Raw genomic sequence first — 18,458 nt, 5'->3', positions numbered from 1 at the left:
GCCGGGGCTTGCCGTCATGGAATTGCCTGGATCGGGCTCAGTCGTTGCTGCCCGAGTAAGGCACCATGCAACGCTTGACCGTATTCTCGAAATCGCGCGGCAGATGGCTGCCCGGCGTCTCGAAATACTGCAAACGCGTGCCGAAGCCGCCTTGCATGATGTCGACGTAGGGATTGTAGATAGCGTTGCCCTGCGCGTCCTGACCTCGATACACACGCACGCGGTCGGCCCCCTGACGGGCGTACGACGTCGAATCGACGTTCTGCGACAGCTCGCTCCAGCCGTGGTAGATGCAGTTGAGCACCATGAAGCGGTCAGCCCCGGTCCCCTGGTCGAGCAGTCGACCCGTTGCCGGATCGGGCCGGCTCATCTGGTTGATCGGGCCGCAACCTGCCAGAACAGCCACGGCCACCGCCGCCATCAGCGCCATTCGCTTCATACTTCGACACCCTCAACTGAGCAAAAGATGGGCAATGTTACCCGGTTCGGCGTGCCGCCGCCATGAACCTGCCCCGCTTTTGCCCGCGCACCGGCGTCTCGCGCCCCCGACTCAGGCCGCCAGCGACAGCGGCGACGCCCCCACGGCATGCAGCGCCGGTCGCCGTGCGGCACCGCTCGTGCCTCCCTCGTCGCCCAGGCGGAACCGCGCCATTTCCTCGCGCAAGGCGTTCGTCTGGTCTTCGAGCGACGCCGCGGCAGCCGCCGCCTGCTCCACGAGCGCCGCGTTCTGCTGCGTCACGGTGTCCATCTGGGTGACGGCCTGGTTCACCTGTTCGATACCCCCGCTTTGTTCGTCGGACGCGGCCGAGATTTCGCCCATGATGTCGGTCACGCGCTGCACCGCCTGAAGGATCTCGTCCATCGTGCGGCCGGCCTCGGTCACGAGCGTCGAGCCGTCGGCCACCTTCTGCACCGACGTCTCGATGAGTCCCTTGATCTCGCGCGCAGCCGTTGCACTGCGCTGCGCGAGCGTGCGCACCTCGCCCGCCACCACCGCGAAGCCCCGCCCCTGTTCGCCTGCGCGCGCCGCTTCCACGGCCGCGTTCAAGGCCAGGATATTGGTCTGGAACGCGATGCCGTCGATCACGGCGATGATGTCCACCACCTGCGAGGAACTCGCCGAGATGCCCTGCATCGTGTCGACGACGCGTGCGACGACCTGACCGCCGCGCGCGGCGATATCCGACGCGTTGACCGCGAGTTGGCTCGCCTGCCGGGCGTTATCGGCGTTCTGCTTCACGGTTGCGGTCAGTTGCTCCATCGACGACGCCGTCTCCTCGAGCGACGCGGCCTGTTGCTCGGTGCGCGCGGACAGGTCGGTATTGCCCGCGGAAATTTCGGCGGTGGCCGTCGCCATGGCGTCACAGCTGCGCCGTACACCGCGAATCGTGTCCGCCAGACGGGACTGCATGGCGTCAAGCCCGCGCATGAGCATCGACATCTCGTCCTTGCCGCGCACCTCCACCGGATTGTCCAGGCGCCCTGCCGCGATCTGATCGAAGTGCGTCAGTGCCTCGCCGAGAGGACGCATGATCGCGCCGCGCAACGAGAAGTAACAAGCGATGGCGATCAGCACGCCGAACACCGTCGCGCCGATGCTCAGCCAGCGAAACGCCGCGAGCTCGGTCATCGACGCCTCGTAGGTGTCGTGCCCAAGCTTCAGCTTGTACGCGGCGAGCGCGTCGCTCGCGGCGGTGAGCGCCGCGTAGTACTTGGGCAGCGCGTTCATCGTGAGATCGTCCATCGCCGTGCGGTCGCGCGCATCGATGGCGGCGAGCATCGGATTCATGCCCTTGTCGAAGAACGTCGCGCGCTGGCGCGCGACCTCATCCGCGAGCCGCGCCTCCTGCGCCTCGCGCGGCAACGCCTGATACGTGGCCCATGCCGCATTCGCGTCCTTGATCATGCCGCGCGCGCGGGCGGCGATCTTGTCGCCATCGGGCGATTCGGGATGCAGCACCACGCGGTCGAGAATGGCCCGGGTGCGCGCGAGCGTCGCGTTGTCCTTGCCAAGTGCCACCGTGGCCGCGAGATGATTGGCATACGTCTCTCGCAATGCGTCACCGGTGCGCGTCATGCCCGCGATGCCCAGGGCCCCTAACAGAATCAACAATACCGCCAGCAGCGCCATGGTGATGCCAAGGCGTGCCTTGATCGAGAAGCTACGCAACATTCTGTCGTCTCCGTCTTTCGTAATGGGTCACCACCCGTGGATCCGGGCCTCTGACGGGCCGTTATCACTTGTCACATCGGCGCGATGTGCACCAGACTTGAGCATCGTGCGGGTTTACGTGCCCATGCGCCACGGGATGTCGCGGCGTCCGGTTGATGCAAGTCAAGTCGTCGACGCATACGAGGTGGCGTCGGGCGTCTCGAACGCCGAAACGGAAAACGCCACGGCGAATGACCATCGCGCCGCCGGTGATCGGGGAAGCCTCGCAATCTTATTACGTTTTTTATATATCAATTACATATATACAAATCATGATCGAAGGACTCGAGAAACTGCTGGCCGCCGGCAAGGACAACGCGCTGCTGCGCTTCGGCCTCGGCAAGGGTTATCTGGACGCCGGCAATTATCCGGTCGCGGCCACCCATCTGACGCAATGCGTGGCGTTCGACCCGGCCTACACCGCTGCGTGGAAGCTGCTGGGCAAGGCGCGCCAGGGCGCCGGCGACGTGGAAGGCGCGCGCGATGCCTGGACGCGCGGCATCGCGGCGGCCCAGGCGCACGGCGACCGTCAGGCCGAAAAGGAAATGACCGTGTTTCTCAAACGGCTGGGCTGATTTCGCATCGCGTGACCGAGCGGTTCGGGCCAACCGGCGAACCCGTCGGCACCGTGGTATCGTGCAGCTTGCCCATTTGAGACGCATCGAACATGCCTGCACTTTCGACCTGGCTGGCCTTCGCATTGGTCGCTATCGGTATGGCCCTCACCCCGGGGCCGAACATGATGTACCTGATTTCGCGTTCCCTGTGCCAGGGACCGGCCGCGGGACTCGTTTCGCTGGGCGGTGTGGCGCTGGGCTTCGTCTTCTACATGCTGTGCGCGGCCTTCGGCATCACCGCCCTGCTCTTCGCGGTGCCGTTTGCCTACGACGTGCTGCGTTTCGGCGGCGCCCTCTACCTGCTCTGGCTGGCCTGGCAGGCGCTCAAGCCGGGCGGGCGCTCCCCGTTCGAGGTTCGCGCCCTGGCGCGCGACGGCAACCGCCGCCTGTTCCTGATGGGCCTGTTCACATCGGTGCTCAACCCGAAGATCGCCATGCTGTACCTGGCGCTGCTGCCGCAGTTCGTGCATCCCGAGCATGGCAGCGTGCTCACGCAGTCGCTGGCCCTCGGCGCCACGCAGATCGTGTGCAGCGTGATGGTCAACGCCGGTGTCGCCCTGTCGGCGGGGGGGATCGCGCGATTCCTCGGCCAGCGTCCGGCATGGCTGCGCATCCAGCGCTGGCTCATGGGCGGCGTGCTTGGGGCGCTCGCCCTGCGCATGGCCACGGAAGCCCGTCGCTGACCCATACGTGGTATGCCTTCCGGGCCTCCCCCCATTTTTTTGGAGGGTGACGCGCCGGGCGTGGCATACTGCTCCGATTTCGCCGCGCGGCGGGGATCCACGCAGCGCTAGGCCGGCCGGCCTGTTCCCATCCTGCAATTTTCGTTGGGTATGTCCTTGAAGCATTGTTTGCCGCCTCGCACGCCGTCTCATCCGGCGCGCCAACACCGCCAAATCCGCCAACACGCCCCCGCCATCGCATCCCAGGCGCCTGCTGCCTCGACCAGCCGCCATGGTCGTCAGCGCGGCTTCGGCACGCTTGCCGTCGTCCTGGCCACGCTCGCTGGCCTGGCGGTCGTCGGCGCCCTGATCGTCGGTTATGCGCTGATCGTGATGCGCCCCAACCTGCCGCCGCTCGACGTCATTACCGACTATCGCCCGAAGGTACCGCTGCGCATCTACACGTCCGATAACGTGCTGATCGGCGAATTCGGCGAGGAGCGCCGCAGTCTCGTCACGATCGACCAGATTCCGGACGTGATGAAGAAGGCCGTGCTCGCGATCGAGGACTATCGTTTCTACGATCATGGCGGCGTCGACTTCATCGGTATCCTGAGAGCCGGGGTGTCGGACGTACTGCACGGCGGCGCCGCGCAGGGTGCCAGCACGATCACCATGCAGGTCGCGCGCAACTTCTTCCTCTCGCGCGAGAAGACCGCCACGCGCAAGATCTACGAAATGCTGCTCGCGTACAAGATCGAGTCCGCGCTGTCGAAGGACAAGATTCTCGAGCTGTACATGAACCAGATCTATCTGGGCCAGCGCGCTTACGGCTTCGCGAGCGCCGCGCGCATCTACTTCGGCAAGGATCTCAAGGACATCACGCTTGGCGAGGCCGCCATGCTGGCCGGCCTGCCGAAGGCGCCGTCGGCCTACAATCCGATCGTCAATCCGAAGCGCGCGAAAATCCGTCAGGAATACATCCTCAAGCGCATGCTCGACCTGGGCTACATCACTCGCAACCAATACGAAGATGCACTGCACGAACCGATCCGCACCCGGACCGCGGGCAACGAGTACAACGTGCATGCCGAGTATGTGGCCGAAATGGTGCGCCAGGCCGTGTACGACGAGTACAAGGACGACGCATACACGCGCGGCCTGACGGTCATCACGACGCTGGATTCGAAAAAGCAGCAGGCGGCCTACGACGCCGTTCGCATGGGCGTGCTCGATTACGAGCGCCGTCATGCGTACCGCGGGCCGGAGGGATTCGTCGAGCTGCCGGCGGCCATGCCCGATCGACAGCAATTGATCGAGGACACATTGCTGGAACATCCTGACAACGGCGACCTCGTCGCGGCGGTCGTGGTAGCCGCCAGCTCGTCGCAGGTCACCGCGGTGCCGCTCTCGGGCGACGCGGTAGTGGTCAGCGGCGACGGCATCGGCTTCGCGTCGTCGGCACTCTCGTCCAGAGCGAGCGAGAAGCTGCGCATTCGCCCGGGCTCGATCATCCGCGTGATGAAGGACGCGCGCGGCAAGTGGCGCATCGCGCAGTTGCCGGAGGTGCAAGGCGCGCTGGTTTCGCTCTCGCCCGACGACGGGGCGATCCGCGCGCTCGTCGGCGGGTTCGACTTCAATCAGAGCAAGTTCAACCGCGCCACGCAGGCCTGGCGCCAGCCGGGCTCGACGTTCAAGCCCGTGGTGTATTCGGCGGCCATCGAGAAAGGGGTGAGCCCCGCCACGATGGTGATGGACGGCCCGCTCAACCTGCCGCCCTCGCAGACCGGCGGGCAGGCTTGGGACCCGCACGACGACGACGCCTTCAGCGGTCCGATGACCGTACGCGAAGGCCTGCAGCGCTCGAAGAACCTGGTGGCGATTCGTCTGCTGCAATTCGCCGGCACGCAATACACGCAGGAATACGCCACGCGCTTCGGCTTCGACGCCGACAAGGTGCCGCCGTATCTGCCGATGGCGCTCGGCGCGGGCCAGACCACACCGCTGCAACTGGCGGGCGCTTACGCGGTGTTCGCCAACGGCGGCTACCGTGTCGCGCCGTATCTGATCAGCGAAATTCGCGACGCGCGCGGCAACGTGCTCAACAAGGCCACGCCGGTCATCGCGAATGTGAACGCCGCGCGCGCGATCTCGGCACCGAACGCGTTCATCATGAACAGCCTGCTGCAATCGGTGGCGCAGCGCGGCACGGGCGCCGGCACGAACGTGCTCAAACGCACCGATCTGGCCGGCAAGACCGGCACCACCAACGACGCTCTCGATGGGTGGTTCGCGGGTTACCAGCACACGCTCGTGGCGGTGGCCTGGCTCGGCTTCGATCAACCGAAAACGCTCGGCAGCCGCGAATTCGGCGCGCAGTTGGCGTTGCCGGTCTGGACCAAATACATGAGCGTTGCCCTGAACGGCGTGCCGCAGCAGCAGATGGCCATGCCGCCGGGCGTGAGCGTGGTCAACGGCGAGCTTTACGAGTCGGACAAGCTGCCCGGCAACGGCTTCGTGGCGAGCATCGGCATCGACGACAACAGCGGGGGCTTCTCGCTGCCGTTCTTCGGCAACAGCACCCCCGAACCCGCCGCGCCGCCACCGGCGGCCGCCCAGCCGCCCTCGCCCGGCGGCGTGGATGCCCGCGAAAAGGCGCGCATTCTCGACCTGTTCAAACATCCCTGAGTCGCGCCGGGCATCGTCCATGCGCTGAGCGGCCACCCAGGCGGTGGCCGCTTTTTCATGAGCACGGGCCTTCGACCTCAAGCACCTCAAGCACATCACGCACTTTAAGCGCAAGAACGTACAAGCGCGTCGGCCCGGGCAGGCGCTAAGCTCCGGGCATTGGCGCGCGATCCTGCCCGCGCCGCTTCCATTGACCTGCATCGACTTCGGTCGACTTCTATCGAGGAACGTTTTTCCATGCCGGCTCCGTCCCGTGCGGCAAGCTTCGCCGCAGGCGCTCGCGACACCCTGCCGATGATCGTCGGCGCAGCACCGTTCGGCCTGATTTTCGGTGCGCTGGTTGCCACCACGCCGCTCGCGCCATGGCACGGGCAGCTCATGTCACTCACTGTCTTCGCCGGCTCGAGCCAGTTCATCGCCGCAGGCCTGTTCGCCACCGGCGTAGGTTACGCGGTGCTGTGGGCCACCACGTTGATCGTCAATCTGCGTCACATGCTGTACGCCGCGAACCTGTTGCCCCATGTGAAGCATCTGGATCTGCGGTGGCGCACGGTGCTGGGATTCCTGCTCACGGACGAGACCTTCGCCGTCACCAGCGGTCACTTCCATCGTCACCCGGACGATCCACTGGGGCAGTGGTACTTCCTCGGCTCGGGGCTGTCGATGTACCTCAACTGGCAGGTGTGGACGCTCGCGGGTCTGCTGTTCGGCGCCGCCTTCCCACGCCTGCAAACCCTGGGCCTGGATTTCGCCATGGTCGCCACGTTCATTGCGATCATCGTGCCCCAGATGGCCCGCGTGCCCTGGGCGGTGGCTACCGTGGTCGCCGGCGCGAGCGCCTACGCATGCCAGGGCTTGCCCTACAAGCTCGGCCTGCTCGCGGCCGTGGCGTTGGGCATCGCGGCCGGCATGATCATGCTGCATGCGAAGCGTCGCAACGGCGCACGCCCGTCCCGCAAGAGCGGCGAAGACGATGCGCGCAAACCCGGTGGCATGCGCGCGTCTGGCAAGCCGGCGGGAGGTGCGCAATGAACTACGTTCTGGCGATTCTCGGCATGGCGGCCGTGACATTGGCGGTCAAGGCCGGCATCTTCGTGCTGGGCGACCGGGTGAGATTCCCGGAGTGGCTGCGCGAGGCGCTGTCGTTCGTGCCCGTCACCGTGCTCACGGCCATCATCGTACCGATGACGCTCGCGCCCCACGGCAATGGACTGGAGCTGACCTGGCGCAATCCACAACTCGTGGCCGCGCTGGTGGCGATCGCCGTGTGCGCGGCCACGCGTCACCAATTGCTCACTATCGGCGCCGGGCTGGCGGTCTTCTTCGCCTGGCAACTCGGCGTGCTCGCCTGACGCCATGCCACGCTCGTAAAAAAAGCGCCCTGAAGGGCGCTTGTTTCGTAGAGCGGTTCGTTCGTCCTCAGACGCTGACCGTCCCGAGCGTGCCGGCGCGATAGGCAGCCACGAAGGCGTCGAAGTCGCCCACTTGCGTGCGCTCCAGTTCGGCCTGCGATGCCAGCGACTTCTGCGCGAGCGCCTCGAAATGCGCCTCGACCTTCGGGTCGAGCGGCATGTCGCGCAAGGTCTTCGCATGACGCTTGCTCTGCTCGAGCGCGAACGCCTGGAATGCGCCGCCCTTCGTGCCACGCAGCGGTTCGAGCGCCGCCATCACGCGCGCCGACGGCGTGAGCGAGACGTCCTGCACCTTGGCCCGCTGCAGTGCCATGGAGTGCGCATAATGAGCGCCGCCACGCTGGGCGTCGAAGGCCGCCGCCGTGCGATCGATGCGATCGAGCAACGCCTGCGCCCAGTCGAACAGCGTAATGGCTTCGCCGCCGCGATGCAGCACGAGGCCGGGCTTGCGGCCTTCCTTGACGACATGCGCGAAGTTGTCGCGATTTTCCATGTTCTCGGCATTCGAGCACGACGGGCTGTCTTCGAGTGCGCAGAACAGCAGGAACGCGTCGATGAAGCGTGCGGTGTCGACGTCGATACCGACCGGCAGGAACGGATCGATGTCGATGCAGCGGACCTCCACGTACTGCACGCCGCGCCGCGCGAGTGCCTGCACGGGGCGCTCGCCGCTGTATGTGACCCGCTTAGGGCGGATCGTGGCATAAAACTCGTTTTCGATTTGCAGCAGATTGGTCGAGAGCTGGATCCACTCGCCATTGCGCTTCGTGCCAAGCGCCTCGTACGCCGGGTGCGGCTGACTCACCGCTTGCGTGAGCGCATCGATGTAGCTGGGCAGACAGTCGTAGCACGGCGACACCTCCGACTGTGCGCTGTTCTGATAGCCCAGGTCGCTCATGCGCAGGCTGGTCGCGTAGGGCAGGCCGAGCGTGCCTTCGTCGAAAGCGTCGAGGCCGTGTTCGCGTCCGCGCAGGAATTCGGCATGCAACACCGGCGACGCACCGAACAGATACATCAGCAGCCAGCTATAGCGGCGGAAGTTGCGGATGAGCGCAACATAGCGGGCCGACTGGTAATCGCGCGGCGACTCGGTTGCGCCCTCGTGCTTGCGAAGCAGTTCCCACACCGGCTCGGCGAGCGAGAAGTTGTAGTGAATACCGGCGATGCACTGCATCGGCTTGCCGTAGCGCAGCGCGAGACCGCGGCGATACACGTGCTTGAGCATGCCGATGTGCGACGTGCCATAGTCGGCGATGGGAATCACGTCTTCCGGCGGCAGCGCGGGCGGCATCGAATCGCTCCACAGCAGTTCCGCGCCGAGCTTGCGATAGGCGAACTGGTGGATCTCGTCGAGCCGGGCAATGACGTCGGCGGCGTCGTGCTGGGGTGGCGTGATGAACTCGAGCAGCGCTTCGGAGTAATCGGTGGTGATCTCGTCGTTGGTCAGCGCCGAACCGAGGGCACGCGGATGCGGGGTCAGTGCGAGCGCGCCATCGGCCTGTACGCGCAGGGTCTCGCGTTCAATGCCGGACAGGCCATCAGCGAGCAGCGCGCGGTGGGCGGGTTGCATGATGAGCGCCAGACGCCGATCGAGCAGCCCGTGAGCGGCCTCCTGACCGGCGTGTGCGATGTGTTCGTGTTGACGATTCTGGTTTTCCAACTTCCATCCCTCTGGGCAGGCGCAATGCATTGGCATGGCTGTCGTCGCCGGCGCCCCCTCATGACGAAGGCCATGATCGGTGCGGGGGCAGCGACGGGGGTCTACGGGGTGCCGATGGCATCGGCACGGCCGCCGGAGCGAGGGCTCCGGGGGACGCGCCCGATGCGCGGCACGGCGCGAATTTGGCCTGAGCATAACTGAAAACGCCAAACCGCGTCGGACGCCGTCCGGGCGCAAGCCTCACCGCTCGCGCCAGCCTCAGCGTCTGCCTGAGTCCGCCTGCGCGAATGCCGCATTGGCGGCCCGATGCGCGACGCCGATACTGGCGCCATGACGACGATCCAACACATGACCCATCTCATCCCCGTGCTCTCGCTGGGGCTCGTTACCTTTTTGCTTGCGGGCTTCGTCAAGGGGGTCATCGGACTGGGCCTGCCGACGGTGGCCGTCGGATTGCTCGGCCTGGCCATGCCGACCGCCGAAGCCGCGGCACTACTGATCGTACCGTCGCTCGTTACCAACGTCTGGCAACTGCTCGCCGGTCCACGTTTCGCGGCTTTGGCCGGAAGACTGTGGCCGATGTTGCTCGGCATCTGCGTCGGCACCTGGGCCGGCAGCGGATGGCTTGCCAACGGCGGCAATGTGGCCGGCATGGCACTGGGTGTGGCGCTGCTCGTCTATGCGGCGCTGGGGCTCGCGGCCGTGCGCCTGCATGTGCCCGGGCACTGGTCGCGGGCGACGACCGGTGCGCTCGGGGGTGGCATTGGCGCGATCACGGGCCTGGTCACGGCGGCGACGGGCGTATTCGTGATCCCTGCCGTGCCGTTTCTCCAGGCGCTCGACCTCGACAGGGACGATCTGGTTCAGGCGCTGGGGCTGTCGTTTACCGTGTCGACGTTGGCACTTGCCGCGGGGCTGGCGCACGACGGCATCTTCCACGGACATGCGATCGGGGTTTCCCTGCTGGCGCTCGTCCCGGCGCTGGGCGGGATGTTCCTCGGCCAGTGGGTGCGCACCCGTGTGAGTGCGCCGGTCTTTCGCCGATGCTTCTTTGTCGGCCTGGCAATGCTCGGTGCGGAGCTGGTGATTCAGCACATCCGATGAGCATGGCGCCGCACGTCACTTGAGATCGGGAAAGTCGACGTCCCAGAATTCCATCTCGCGGCGCAACTCCAGCGCACGCCCCTCCTCCGCCCGGCGCAATTCGACACGCCGAATCTTTCCGGAGATCGTCTTCGGCAACTCGCAAAACTCGATGCGCCGAATCCGCTTGTATGGCGCGAGATGGTCGCGGCAAAAACGCAGGATATCGAGAGCGAGTTTATCGTCCGCCTGAAAGCCGCTGCGAAGCGACACGAAGGCCTTCGGCACCGCGAGGCGCACGGGATCGGGGCTCGGCACGACGCCCGCCTCGGCCACCGCCGGATGCTTGATCAGTTCGCTCTCGAGCTCGAACGGGCTGATGCGGTAGTCGGATGCCTTGAAGACGTCGTCGGCCCGGCCCACGTAAGTGAAATAGCCGCGCTCGTCACGCATGGCGACGTCGCCGGTGTGGTAATAGCCGTCGCGCATGACTTCGGCGGTCTTCTCCCTGTCATCCTCGTACCCCTGCATCAGTCCGGTTGGACGCGACGCCAGCGCGAGACAGATCTCCCCTTCGTCGGTCTCGTTGCCGTCGTGATCGAGCAGCACGACGCGGTAGCCGGGCATGGGACGCCCCATCGCGCCCGCCTTGACCGGCTGGCCGGGCGAATTGCCGATCTGGCAGCACGTCTCGGTCTGGCCGTAGCCGTCGCGGATAGTGATGTTCCAGGCGCGCCTGACCTGATCGATGACTTCGGGATTGAGCGGCTCGCCCGCACCGATGAGTTCGCGAAACTTCACCGGGTGCCGCGCGAGATCTTCCTGAATCATCATGCGCCAGACGGTGGGTGGGGCGCAGAGGGTGGTGACCTCGCAGCGTGCCGCGGTTTGCAGAGCGGTGCGGGCGTCGAAGCGCGAGAAGTTATAGATGAAGATCGCCGCGCCGGCATTCCACGGCGCGAAGAAGCAACTCCATGCGTGCTTGGCCCAACCGGGCGAGCTGATGTTCCAGTGAAGGTCGCCGGGCTGGAGTCCGAGCCAATACATGGTGGCGAGGTGCCCCACGGGGTAACTTTGATGGGTATGCAGCACGAGCTTCGGACGCGATGTCGTGCCCGACGTGAAGTACAGCAGCAGCGGATCGGTCGCCAGGGTCTCGCCATCGGGCACGAACCGATCGCTGGCCTCGTAGGCCGGGGCGAACGGCGTCCATCCTTCGGGCGGGGCCTCGCCCACGGCAAGGCGCTGGTAGTCGCCGGCGAGCGCGGCGAACTTGGCGGCCTCGCGCGCGGTGGTGATCACGTGCCGCACGCGACCGCGCTCGAGTCGGTCGACGAGATCGCCGGCGGCGAGCAGCGTCGTGGCGGGAATCATGACGGCGCCGAGCTTCATGCACGCGAGCATGAGGTCCCAGAGTTCGACTTGATTCGGCAACATGAGCAGTACACGGTCGCCGCGCGCGACCCCTCGCTGACGCAGGAAATTGGCGACGCGGTTGGAGCGCGCCGACATCTCGGCGAACGACAGACGCGTCTCGCGCCCATCCTCTTCGACGACCCAGAGGGCGGGCCGATCGTTGCCTTGCGCTTGCGGATCGAAGAAGTCGAGCGCCCAGTTGAAGCGGGTCAGCACCGGCCAGCGGAAGTCACGATACGCCACATCGTAGTGCGCGCGCTGTGCGAGCAGCAGATCGCGCGCGTCCTCGAAATTCAGGGTTTGCGGCATGGCTTGTCTCCGAGCCACGAGGGGGCAGGATGTCGGCAGAATTCCATTATCGTGAGCGCCTTCGAATTCGACATTCGGGATAACCATCACCGTGCTCGGGAGCGGAAATAGGTCGTCCTGGACGCCCGAAAATTCGGTGTGAATCGATGCATGATGCGCGACGAACGCAGCGATGACGCCCGTCACGCAAAAAAATATGCGTCCGGCCTGCATCGCCCCTTTCAATCCCGCGAAAAGCTCTGCTATAATCGCGTTCTTTCGAGCGATGCATCTTCCAGACGCATCTCTCACGGGGCGTAGCGCAGCCTGGTAGCGTACCTGCATGGGGTGCAGGTGGTCGGAGGTTCAAATCCTCTCGCCCCGACCAGAATAGAAAAACCCGCACAGTCATTGGCTGTGCGGGTTTTTCGTTTGTAGCGGTGCCAGCCGACAACCGCGGGCGCGCGTCCGACTTTCAGGCAACCTGAGCGCCCCCGGACGTCGCGTCGCGCGCAAGTGCACTTACACAATATTCATTGTGTTAGGTACCCAACCCGCGTATAAGTGATCTATCGAACATCAAGTCTGACGTTTATCGATCAAGCGTCGATCTCACCGATCTTTGCGAGACACTTCCGATCTCTGAATTTCTTGTTTGTCCGCCACTGGCGCCCAGTCACGCATTTCGCGTTGTCGGCTCGCCGGGAAAACCAGGAGTTCACATGAGCACCGGAATCGTCAAATGGTTCAACGACAGCAAAGGCTTCGGCTTCATCAAGCCGGATGACGGCAGCGACGATCTGTTCGCGCATTTTTCCGAGATTCAGCCGCAGGGACGCACCGAGTTCCGCAGCCTGCAAGAGAATCAGCACGTCACGTTCGACGTCAAACGCGGCCCCAAGGGCTTGCAGGCGTCCAATATCAAGCCCGCCTGATCCTTTCGCGCTCCGCCTTCCCGCTCGCCTCGCGCATGCACGGTGACGTGAATCTGCTCATCCCGTCGGAGGAAATATGTCCCACATAACCCCGTCGTATCGAGGTTTTCGCCTGGAAACGTTGGTGTTTCACGACCCTGCCGGCGATCCGAACGGGCGCAAGCACGAAAGACTACTCGCCGTCTCGGTACGGATCAGCCCGGTCGACGCGGAAGACCGGGCGCCGTCGGACGACTCGCGCGTCTTTCGACTCGAGAGCGTGCTGTTCGATTCGATCGGTGACGCACGCCGCGCCGGCGATGAGTACGCACGCTCGCTCGTCGACGGCTTTTTCGACCGAAGCGCGGCGCAGGCCTAGTGCCAACATAACGCCCATGACCGCACCCGCCCATTGGTTTCCGTTTGCGCGGCATGCGCCGTCGAACCCGGCGAGGTTCCTTTCGGTCGCGTCGATTGATGACGCCATGGAACTCAGCCGAAAGACCGCTTCCGCGACACGATGCCGACACGGTCGCGTTGGAAAATGGACCCGGTTGCGCGCCTCACCGGCCGTCCACGCCCTTCAACGCCCCCACTGAGCGTCTCTATCGAAACGCAATCCCGAGGGTTTCCTACAAATCCAACAGGAGCACATCATGCTCGCCCTTTCAGCGCAAGCCATTACCGCCGCGCTCCAGCGCATCGCGGAAAAAAGCCCTCAGCAGCCGTCGGATGCGGTGATCAACGCGTTGCTCGCGCGAGAACTGATCCGCCCTGTCGGCAAGCACTTCGAACCGACCGAGTTTGGTCGCGCCTATTTCCGGCACGCGTACACGATCCGACCGACGTGGTAACCGTGTAGCCGTCTGCGACGGCTACACCGCGGTCGAACCGTCTACCGACTCAGACAGTGGTGCCGAACACGGCCCCCACGCCGGCAGTCACCGCCATGGCCAGGGTGCCCCAGAAGGCCACGCGCAAGGCGCTTCTGAACAAAGGCGTTCCGCCCACGGCGGCGGCGGCGACACCGAGCAGGGCAAGGAAAACAATCGCCGTTGCCACCACCCAATAGAGCAGGCTTTGCTCGGGTGCCAGCAGAACCACCGCCAGCGGCATGGCGGCCCCGACGGCGAAGCTCCCGGCGGAAGCCAGCGCGGCTTGCAGCGGACGCGCGCTCAACGCCTCCGAGATCCCCAATTCGTCACGCGCATGCGCGCCCAGCGCATCGTGCGCCATCAGTTGCGTGGCGACCTGGTCCGCGAGCTGGTGATCCAGGCCCCGCCGTACATAGATGGCGGCCAGTTCCCGATGCTCCGCTTCGGGGCTGTTCTTCAGCTCTTCGCGCTCCCGCGTCAAATCCGCCTTTTCCGTGTCGGCCTGCGAATAGACCGATACGAACTCGCCAGCCGCCATCGACATGGCCCCGGCCACCAGTCCCGCGACCGCCGTGGTCGTGATGCTGGCATGGCTCGCATGGGCCGCGGCGACGCCCGCGACCAGACTGGCCGTGGAAATGATGCCGTCATTGGCCCCCAGGACGGCGGCACGCAACCAGCCGATGTGTTCGGTGCGATGACGCTCCGGATGAGCGCGGCGTTGAAACGTTGTCATTGAGGATTCCGATCCGTGTGAAACCGCATTGGGCAGTCCGTTCATGCGCGACACCCGCCACGCATGCGACGCAGTATGCTCCCGCGCAGCATCCGGGTGAAGCGGTCGCGCAAAATTCAGTGCGACGAGACATAAGGCGTATCGGCAAACTCCGCCGGAATCGCGAAACTCTCGCGCATACGCCGGGCTTCCGCCGCGGGCGTCGAACCGAACAGACGCCTGAACTCACGACTGAACTGCGACGCACTCCCGTACCCCACGGCAAGGCCCGCAGCCTCCGCCGTCATCCCCCGACGCACCATCAACAGACGCGCCTGATGCAGCCGTGTCGACTTCAGATACTGCATCGGGGAGACCCGCGTGATCGCCTTGAAATGACTGTGAAAACTCGGCACGCTCATGCCCGCCTCCCGGGCCAGTTGGCGCACGTCGAGACGCTGTGCGTAGTTCGCGTGAATCAATCGCAGCGCGCGGCCGATCCGGCCGAACTGCCCGCGCATGGCCAACGCCTCGCGCATCGCGCCACCCTGCGCGCCGGTGAGCACGCGGAAATACAGCTCCCTCAGCAGTCCCTCCCCCAACACCGCCGCTTCCAGCGGCCGATGCAGCGCCTCGAGAAGGCGCAGAACGGAGGCGCGCATCGCGTCCTCCATCGGCGTCGACATCATGCTCTGCGGCGCCACCCCCGACGCCGCGCCCCCTTCGTGAGCAATCCGCTCCGCAAGCTCGGCCGCCAATGCGAAATCCAGATGCAGGTACAACGCGAGCAACGGACGATCTTCGGAGGCATCCGTCTCCATGCTGAACGGCACGGGCACCGATACGGCCAGGTAATGCTGCTCGTCGTATAGGTATAGCCGATCACCGAAATAGCCTCGCTTGGTGCCCTGACAGACGATGACGATGCCCGGATCGTACAGAACGGGGGTGCGCGACAACGGACGATTCGAGCGCAGGACGCGAACGCTCGGCAGCGCCGTCAGGTTGTAACCCTCATCCGGCGCCAACGCTTCCAGCAAGGGGACCATGCGCGTTCGACCTCGCGGGGAAGGTGCGGACCGTGGCGACGGCGAAGACAGCGAATTTGAAGCCGGTCCGAGATTCATAGTTTTGTGCAAGAAAGTTCGCGGAATTTGGATTAACTCCGCACCTTCACAAGCCTAACATGCAATCTTCCATCGACATTTGGGAGATACCTCCATGACACCCGGCAAGACACTTCTCATCACTGGCGTCAGCAGCGGCTTCGGACGCGCGCTTGCACGCGAAGCCCTGGCGGCGGGGCACAAGGTCATCGGCACGGTGCGAAGCGACGAGGCGAGACGGGAATTCGAGTCACTGTCGGCAAACGCCGCGTGGGGACGTGTGCTCGACGTCACCGACTTCGTCGGTATCGACGGCGCCGTAAGCGCCATCGAAGCCGAGGTCGGGCCGATCGACGTACTGGTGAACAACGCCGGTTATGGGCACGAAGGCATCATGGAGGAATCGCCACTCTCGGAAATGCGGCGGCAGTTCGACGTGAACGTCTTCGGCGCGGTCGCCATGATGAAGGCTGTGCTGCCGTACATGCGTGCGCGCCGCCGCGGCCACATTCTGAACATCACGTCGATGGGCGGCTACATCACGATGCCGGGAATCGCCTATTACTGTGGCAGCAAGTTTGCACTGGAGGGCATCTCGGAGGCGCTTGGCAAAGAGGTCGCACCGTTTGGTATCGCGGTGACGGCGGTGGCGCCGGGCTCATTTCGCACCGACTGGGCAGGCCGCTCGATGGCGCGAACGCCTCGCTCGATTGCCGACTATGACGAGACGTTCAATCCCGTGCGGCGTGCGCGCGAGGAAAAAAGCGGCAAGCAACCGGGAGACCCGGTGCGAGCCGCGCGCGCCATGTTGACCGCCATTGCGGCGGACCATCCTCCCGCGCATCTCCTGCTCGGCAGCGACGCGCTCGGGCTCGTTCGGGCAAAGCTGTCCGCGTTGAACGAGGAATTCAACGCGTGGGAAGCGATCACGGTTTCGACGGACGGTTGACGAGGACAGGTCGATGCCGCGAGCCACGGCGCTCCCGCCCCGTCAAGTCAAGTCGGCGCGCCCCCGCCTCAATCCGTGAGCGACACGAACCAGACCTTCTTGACGAATTCGTCGACCTCCCAGTGGCCCTTGTAACCCTCGGGCATCACGAACGGATCGCCGGTCTTCAGGGCGTGCACCGTGCCGTCCGGATCGACCACGCGGCACTCGCCTTCGAGGATGTAACCGAATTCGATATAGCCCGTGGTGTCCGCCCGGAACTTGCCCGCCGTGCTCTCCCAGACGCCCGAGGACGCGCGTCCCCCGTTACCTTCAAAGCCCTGCATGCTGCGAAACACGGTATCGCCCTCCATCGGGCGCTTCGGCTTGCCGACAATGGGATGCTCCAGGGGACCGGCGCTAAAACGCACCAGACGCGAATGACTCTCGGCCACAACTCACCTCGTTATCGATGGGAAAAAATTCTGGAATGAATCGCACGACGAACAGCGCGTGAAGCACAGCGCACGACGAACACACATGCCAGCCGGCACGCATCGCGACGCCCTGCCTCGGTTCGTCATGCCGGGAAAGTTCGAGGCCCGTCGCTCACCGTTTGTCGTACCTGGACAGACGGAAGGCGTGCGGATCGACGCGCGGCGAATTGCCCTGCACCAAATCCGCCATCAGCGCCCCGGCGGCCGGACCAATGCCGAACCCGTGGCCCGAGAAGCCCGACGCCAGATAGAAACCGGGCACCCCATCGACGCCCGAGATCACGGGAATCGCGTCCGGCGTCACGTCGATGAAGCCGGCCCACGCGTGCGCGACCTGCGCAGGCTCGAACGCCGGAAACGCCTGCTTGAGCTTGTCGAGCGCCACGCCAATCGACTTCATTCCCGGTGCCGGGTCGAGCGTGCGATGCACTTCGAACGGCGTGACGTCGTTCGCGCCGAAGCGGGTCGGCATGCGTAACTCGTCCAGAAAGCGTTTGCCGACGCGCAGCTTCAGATACTTCTTCTCCGAGAGCCACGCCGGGAAGAATTGCCGGCACAGGCGAATGCTGTCGGGCGTGAGATCGGCCACCGACGCCCCCAGTTGCGACACCGAATACCCGCCATCGGCACGCTTGCGGCAGGTGAAATCCTTGCCATTGATCGCAAGGTCGAGCCCCGCGTCGACCGGCGTGGTGCGCAGTACCGACGCATGCACCTTCAGTTGCGGAAAACTCACGCCAGCATTGCCGCAGAACAATCGAGACCACGCGCCACCGGCCAGCACCACGGCATCGGCCGCCACCCGCCCGCGCTCGGTCATGATGCCGCTCGCAAGTCCGCCCGTGCGGTCGAGACAGCGCACGGCCGTCTGCTCGAATACCTGCGCGCCGGCAGCGATGGCGAGCTTCGCGATCGTTTGCGTGGCCCGATCCGGCTCCGCCACGCCATCCACCGCACAATGCAATGCGCCGATCCAGGCGCGCGCCGAGCGTGTCTTGAACAGACCAGGCAGCTGCTCGCGATCAAGCAGCTGCGCCGGCACACCCAGCCCTACCGCCTTGTCGAGCCATGTGCGATAGCCGTCCATGTCGGCTTGGGTCTCCGCCAGATAGGCCACACCGGTTTGCCGATACCCCACATCGTGCTGTGCCTGAATTTCCTTCCACAGGTCGATGGCGTGCATCGCGAGCGGCAGTTCCCTCGGGTCGCGGCCCACGGTCCGGATCCAGCCCCAGTTGCGTGACGACTGCTCGCCCGCGATCACGCCCTTCTCGAACACCGCCACGCGTACGCCGGCCCTGGCCAGTGCCCACGCCGTGCTCAGTCCGATAATGCCGGCCCCGATGATCGCGACATCGACCTGTTTGGGGAGAACGCTAGCCATA

At 65.1% G+C, this 18,458-nt stretch carries 18 protein-coding genes and 1 tRNA gene; 11 read left to right on the top strand and 8 right to left on the bottom strand.

What is annotated here, in order from left to right; genetic code table 11:
- Positions 1-37: 37 nt before the first annotated feature.
- Together LV28_RS34180 and LV28_RS49495 are read right to left on the bottom strand one after the other, a co-directional pair.
- Positions 38-439, bottom strand: coding sequence for a hypothetical protein (locus tag LV28_RS34180; RefSeq protein ID WP_023871587.1), 402 nt, complete (start codon positions 437-439; stop codon positions 38-40).
- Positions 440-550: 111 nt separating this feature from the next.
- Positions 551-2,173 (bottom strand): methyl-accepting chemotaxis protein, encoded by a 1,623-nt coding sequence (locus tag LV28_RS49495; protein WP_023595627.1) that lies wholly within the window; start codon positions 2,171-2,173, stop codon positions 551-553.
- A 230-nt stretch (positions 2,174-2,403) separates the two neighbouring features.
- Here LV28_RS49495 and LV28_RS34170 point away from each other — a divergent pair, with 230 nt between their 5' ends.
- The 5 genes from LV28_RS34170 to LV28_RS34150 all read left to right on the top strand — a co-directional run bounded on the left by LV28_RS34170 (position 2,404) and on the right by LV28_RS34150 (position 7,531).
- Positions 2,404-2,787 carry a hypothetical protein gene (locus LV28_RS34170; RefSeq protein WP_023595626.1) on the top strand — a complete coding sequence of 128 codons (384 nt, stop codon included), beginning with the start codon at positions 2,404-2,406 and terminating at the stop codon, positions 2,785-2,787.
- A 92-nt stretch (positions 2,788-2,879) separates the two neighbouring features.
- On the top strand, positions 2,880-3,512 hold the full coding sequence (locus tag LV28_RS34165) for a LysE family translocator (RefSeq protein WP_023595624.1): 633 nt from the start codon (positions 2,880-2,882) through the stop codon (positions 3,510-3,512).
- Positions 3,513-3,662: 150 nt separating this feature from the next.
- Positions 3,663-6,179: a penicillin-binding protein 1A gene (locus tag LV28_RS34160; protein ID WP_023871589.1), complete on the top strand. Its 2,517-nt coding sequence runs from the start codon at positions 3,663-3,665 to the stop codon at positions 6,177-6,179.
- A 237-nt stretch (positions 6,180-6,416) separates the two neighbouring features.
- The gene (locus LV28_RS34155) at positions 6,417-7,211 is read left to right on the top strand and encodes an AzlC family ABC transporter permease (protein ID WP_023595622.1); all 795 of its coding nucleotides are present in this window, start codon (positions 6,417-6,419) and stop codon (positions 7,209-7,211) included.
- A complete protein-coding gene (locus LV28_RS34150; protein ID WP_023595621.1) occupies positions 7,208-7,531 on the top strand; it encodes an AzlD domain-containing protein in 324 nt (107 codons plus the stop codon). The genes LV28_RS34155 and LV28_RS34150 overlap by 4 nt, the downstream gene beginning before the upstream one ends.
- Before the next feature lie 67 nt (positions 7,532-7,598).
- Here LV28_RS34150 and gshA read toward each other — a convergent pair whose 3' ends face one another.
- Complete coding sequence (gene gshA, locus LV28_RS34145; RefSeq protein ID WP_255315224.1) at positions 7,599-9,221, bottom strand: glutamate--cysteine ligase; 1,623 nt, start codon at positions 9,219-9,221, stop codon at positions 7,599-7,601.
- A gap of 378 nt (positions 9,222-9,599) precedes the next feature.
- Here gshA and LV28_RS34140 point away from each other — a divergent pair, with 378 nt between their 5' ends.
- Positions 9,600-10,355 (top strand): sulfite exporter TauE/SafE family protein, encoded by a 756-nt coding sequence (locus LV28_RS34140; RefSeq protein ID WP_023871591.1) that lies wholly within the window; start codon positions 9,600-9,602, stop codon positions 10,353-10,355.
- A gap of 15 nt (positions 10,356-10,370) precedes the next feature.
- Here LV28_RS34140 and LV28_RS34135 read toward each other — a convergent pair whose 3' ends face one another.
- Complete coding sequence (locus tag LV28_RS34135) at positions 10,371-12,059, bottom strand: AMP-binding protein (protein ID WP_038621191.1); 1,689 nt, start codon at positions 12,057-12,059, stop codon at positions 10,371-10,373.
- A 290-nt stretch (positions 12,060-12,349) separates the two neighbouring features.
- On the opposite strand from LV28_RS34135, the gene LV28_RS34130 reads away from it, so the two are divergent.
- From LV28_RS34130 to LV28_RS34115, 4 genes are all read left to right on the top strand, one after another.
- A tRNA-Pro gene (locus LV28_RS34130) sits at positions 12,350-12,426 on the top strand.
- 334 nt (positions 12,427-12,760) lie between these two features.
- Positions 12,761-12,973 (top strand): cold-shock protein, encoded by a 213-nt coding sequence (locus LV28_RS34125; RefSeq protein WP_023595555.1) that lies wholly within the window; start codon positions 12,761-12,763, stop codon positions 12,971-12,973.
- A 76-nt stretch (positions 12,974-13,049) separates the two neighbouring features.
- The gene (locus LV28_RS34120; protein WP_141571879.1) at positions 13,050-13,331 is read left to right on the top strand and encodes a hypothetical protein; all 282 of its coding nucleotides are present in this window, start codon (positions 13,050-13,052) and stop codon (positions 13,329-13,331) included.
- Between the two features lie 277 nt (positions 13,332-13,608).
- Positions 13,609-13,806, top strand: a complete 198-nt coding sequence (locus tag LV28_RS34115) for a hypothetical protein (protein WP_025249022.1) — start codon at positions 13,609-13,611, stop codon at positions 13,804-13,806.
- 49 nt (positions 13,807-13,855) lie between these two features.
- Here the strand turns inward: LV28_RS34115 and LV28_RS34110 are convergent, their stop codons facing one another.
- Entirely contained in the window at positions 13,856-14,563 is a 708-nt protein-coding gene (locus LV28_RS34110; protein WP_023871596.1) for a VIT1/CCC1 transporter family protein, read from the bottom strand.
- 116 nt (positions 14,564-14,679) lie between these two features.
- Complete coding sequence (locus tag LV28_RS34105) at positions 14,680-15,591, bottom strand: AraC family transcriptional regulator (protein WP_048806377.1); 912 nt, start codon at positions 15,589-15,591, stop codon at positions 14,680-14,682.
- 172 nt (positions 15,592-15,763) lie between these two features.
- Here LV28_RS34105 and LV28_RS34100 point away from each other — a divergent pair, with 172 nt between their 5' ends.
- Positions 15,764-16,597, top strand: coding sequence for an oxidoreductase (locus LV28_RS34100; RefSeq protein ID WP_025249020.1), 834 nt, complete (start codon positions 15,764-15,766; stop codon positions 16,595-16,597).
- A 68-nt stretch (positions 16,598-16,665) separates the two neighbouring features.
- Here LV28_RS34100 and LV28_RS34095 read toward each other — a convergent pair whose 3' ends face one another.
- Both LV28_RS34095 and LV28_RS34090 read right to left on the bottom strand, forming a co-directional pair.
- Positions 16,666-17,031, bottom strand: a complete 366-nt coding sequence (locus LV28_RS34095; protein ID WP_023595549.1) for a cupin domain-containing protein — start codon at positions 17,029-17,031, stop codon at positions 16,666-16,668.
- 154 nt (positions 17,032-17,185) lie between these two features.
- The gene (locus tag LV28_RS34090; protein WP_023595548.1) at positions 17,186-18,457 is read right to left on the bottom strand and encodes an NAD(P)/FAD-dependent oxidoreductase; all 1,272 of its coding nucleotides are present in this window, start codon (positions 18,455-18,457) and stop codon (positions 17,186-17,188) included.
- Between the last annotated feature and the right edge of the window lies 1 nt (position 18,458).

The sequence above is a fragment of the Pandoraea pnomenusa genome (assembly GCF_000767615.3).
In the GTDB taxonomy this organism is placed as follows: Bacteria; Pseudomonadota; Gammaproteobacteria; order Burkholderiales; family Burkholderiaceae; genus Pandoraea; species Pandoraea pnomenusa.
Note: the sequence above shows the minus strand (reverse complement) of the source record. Positions and strands in the feature narration are given on the sequence as shown.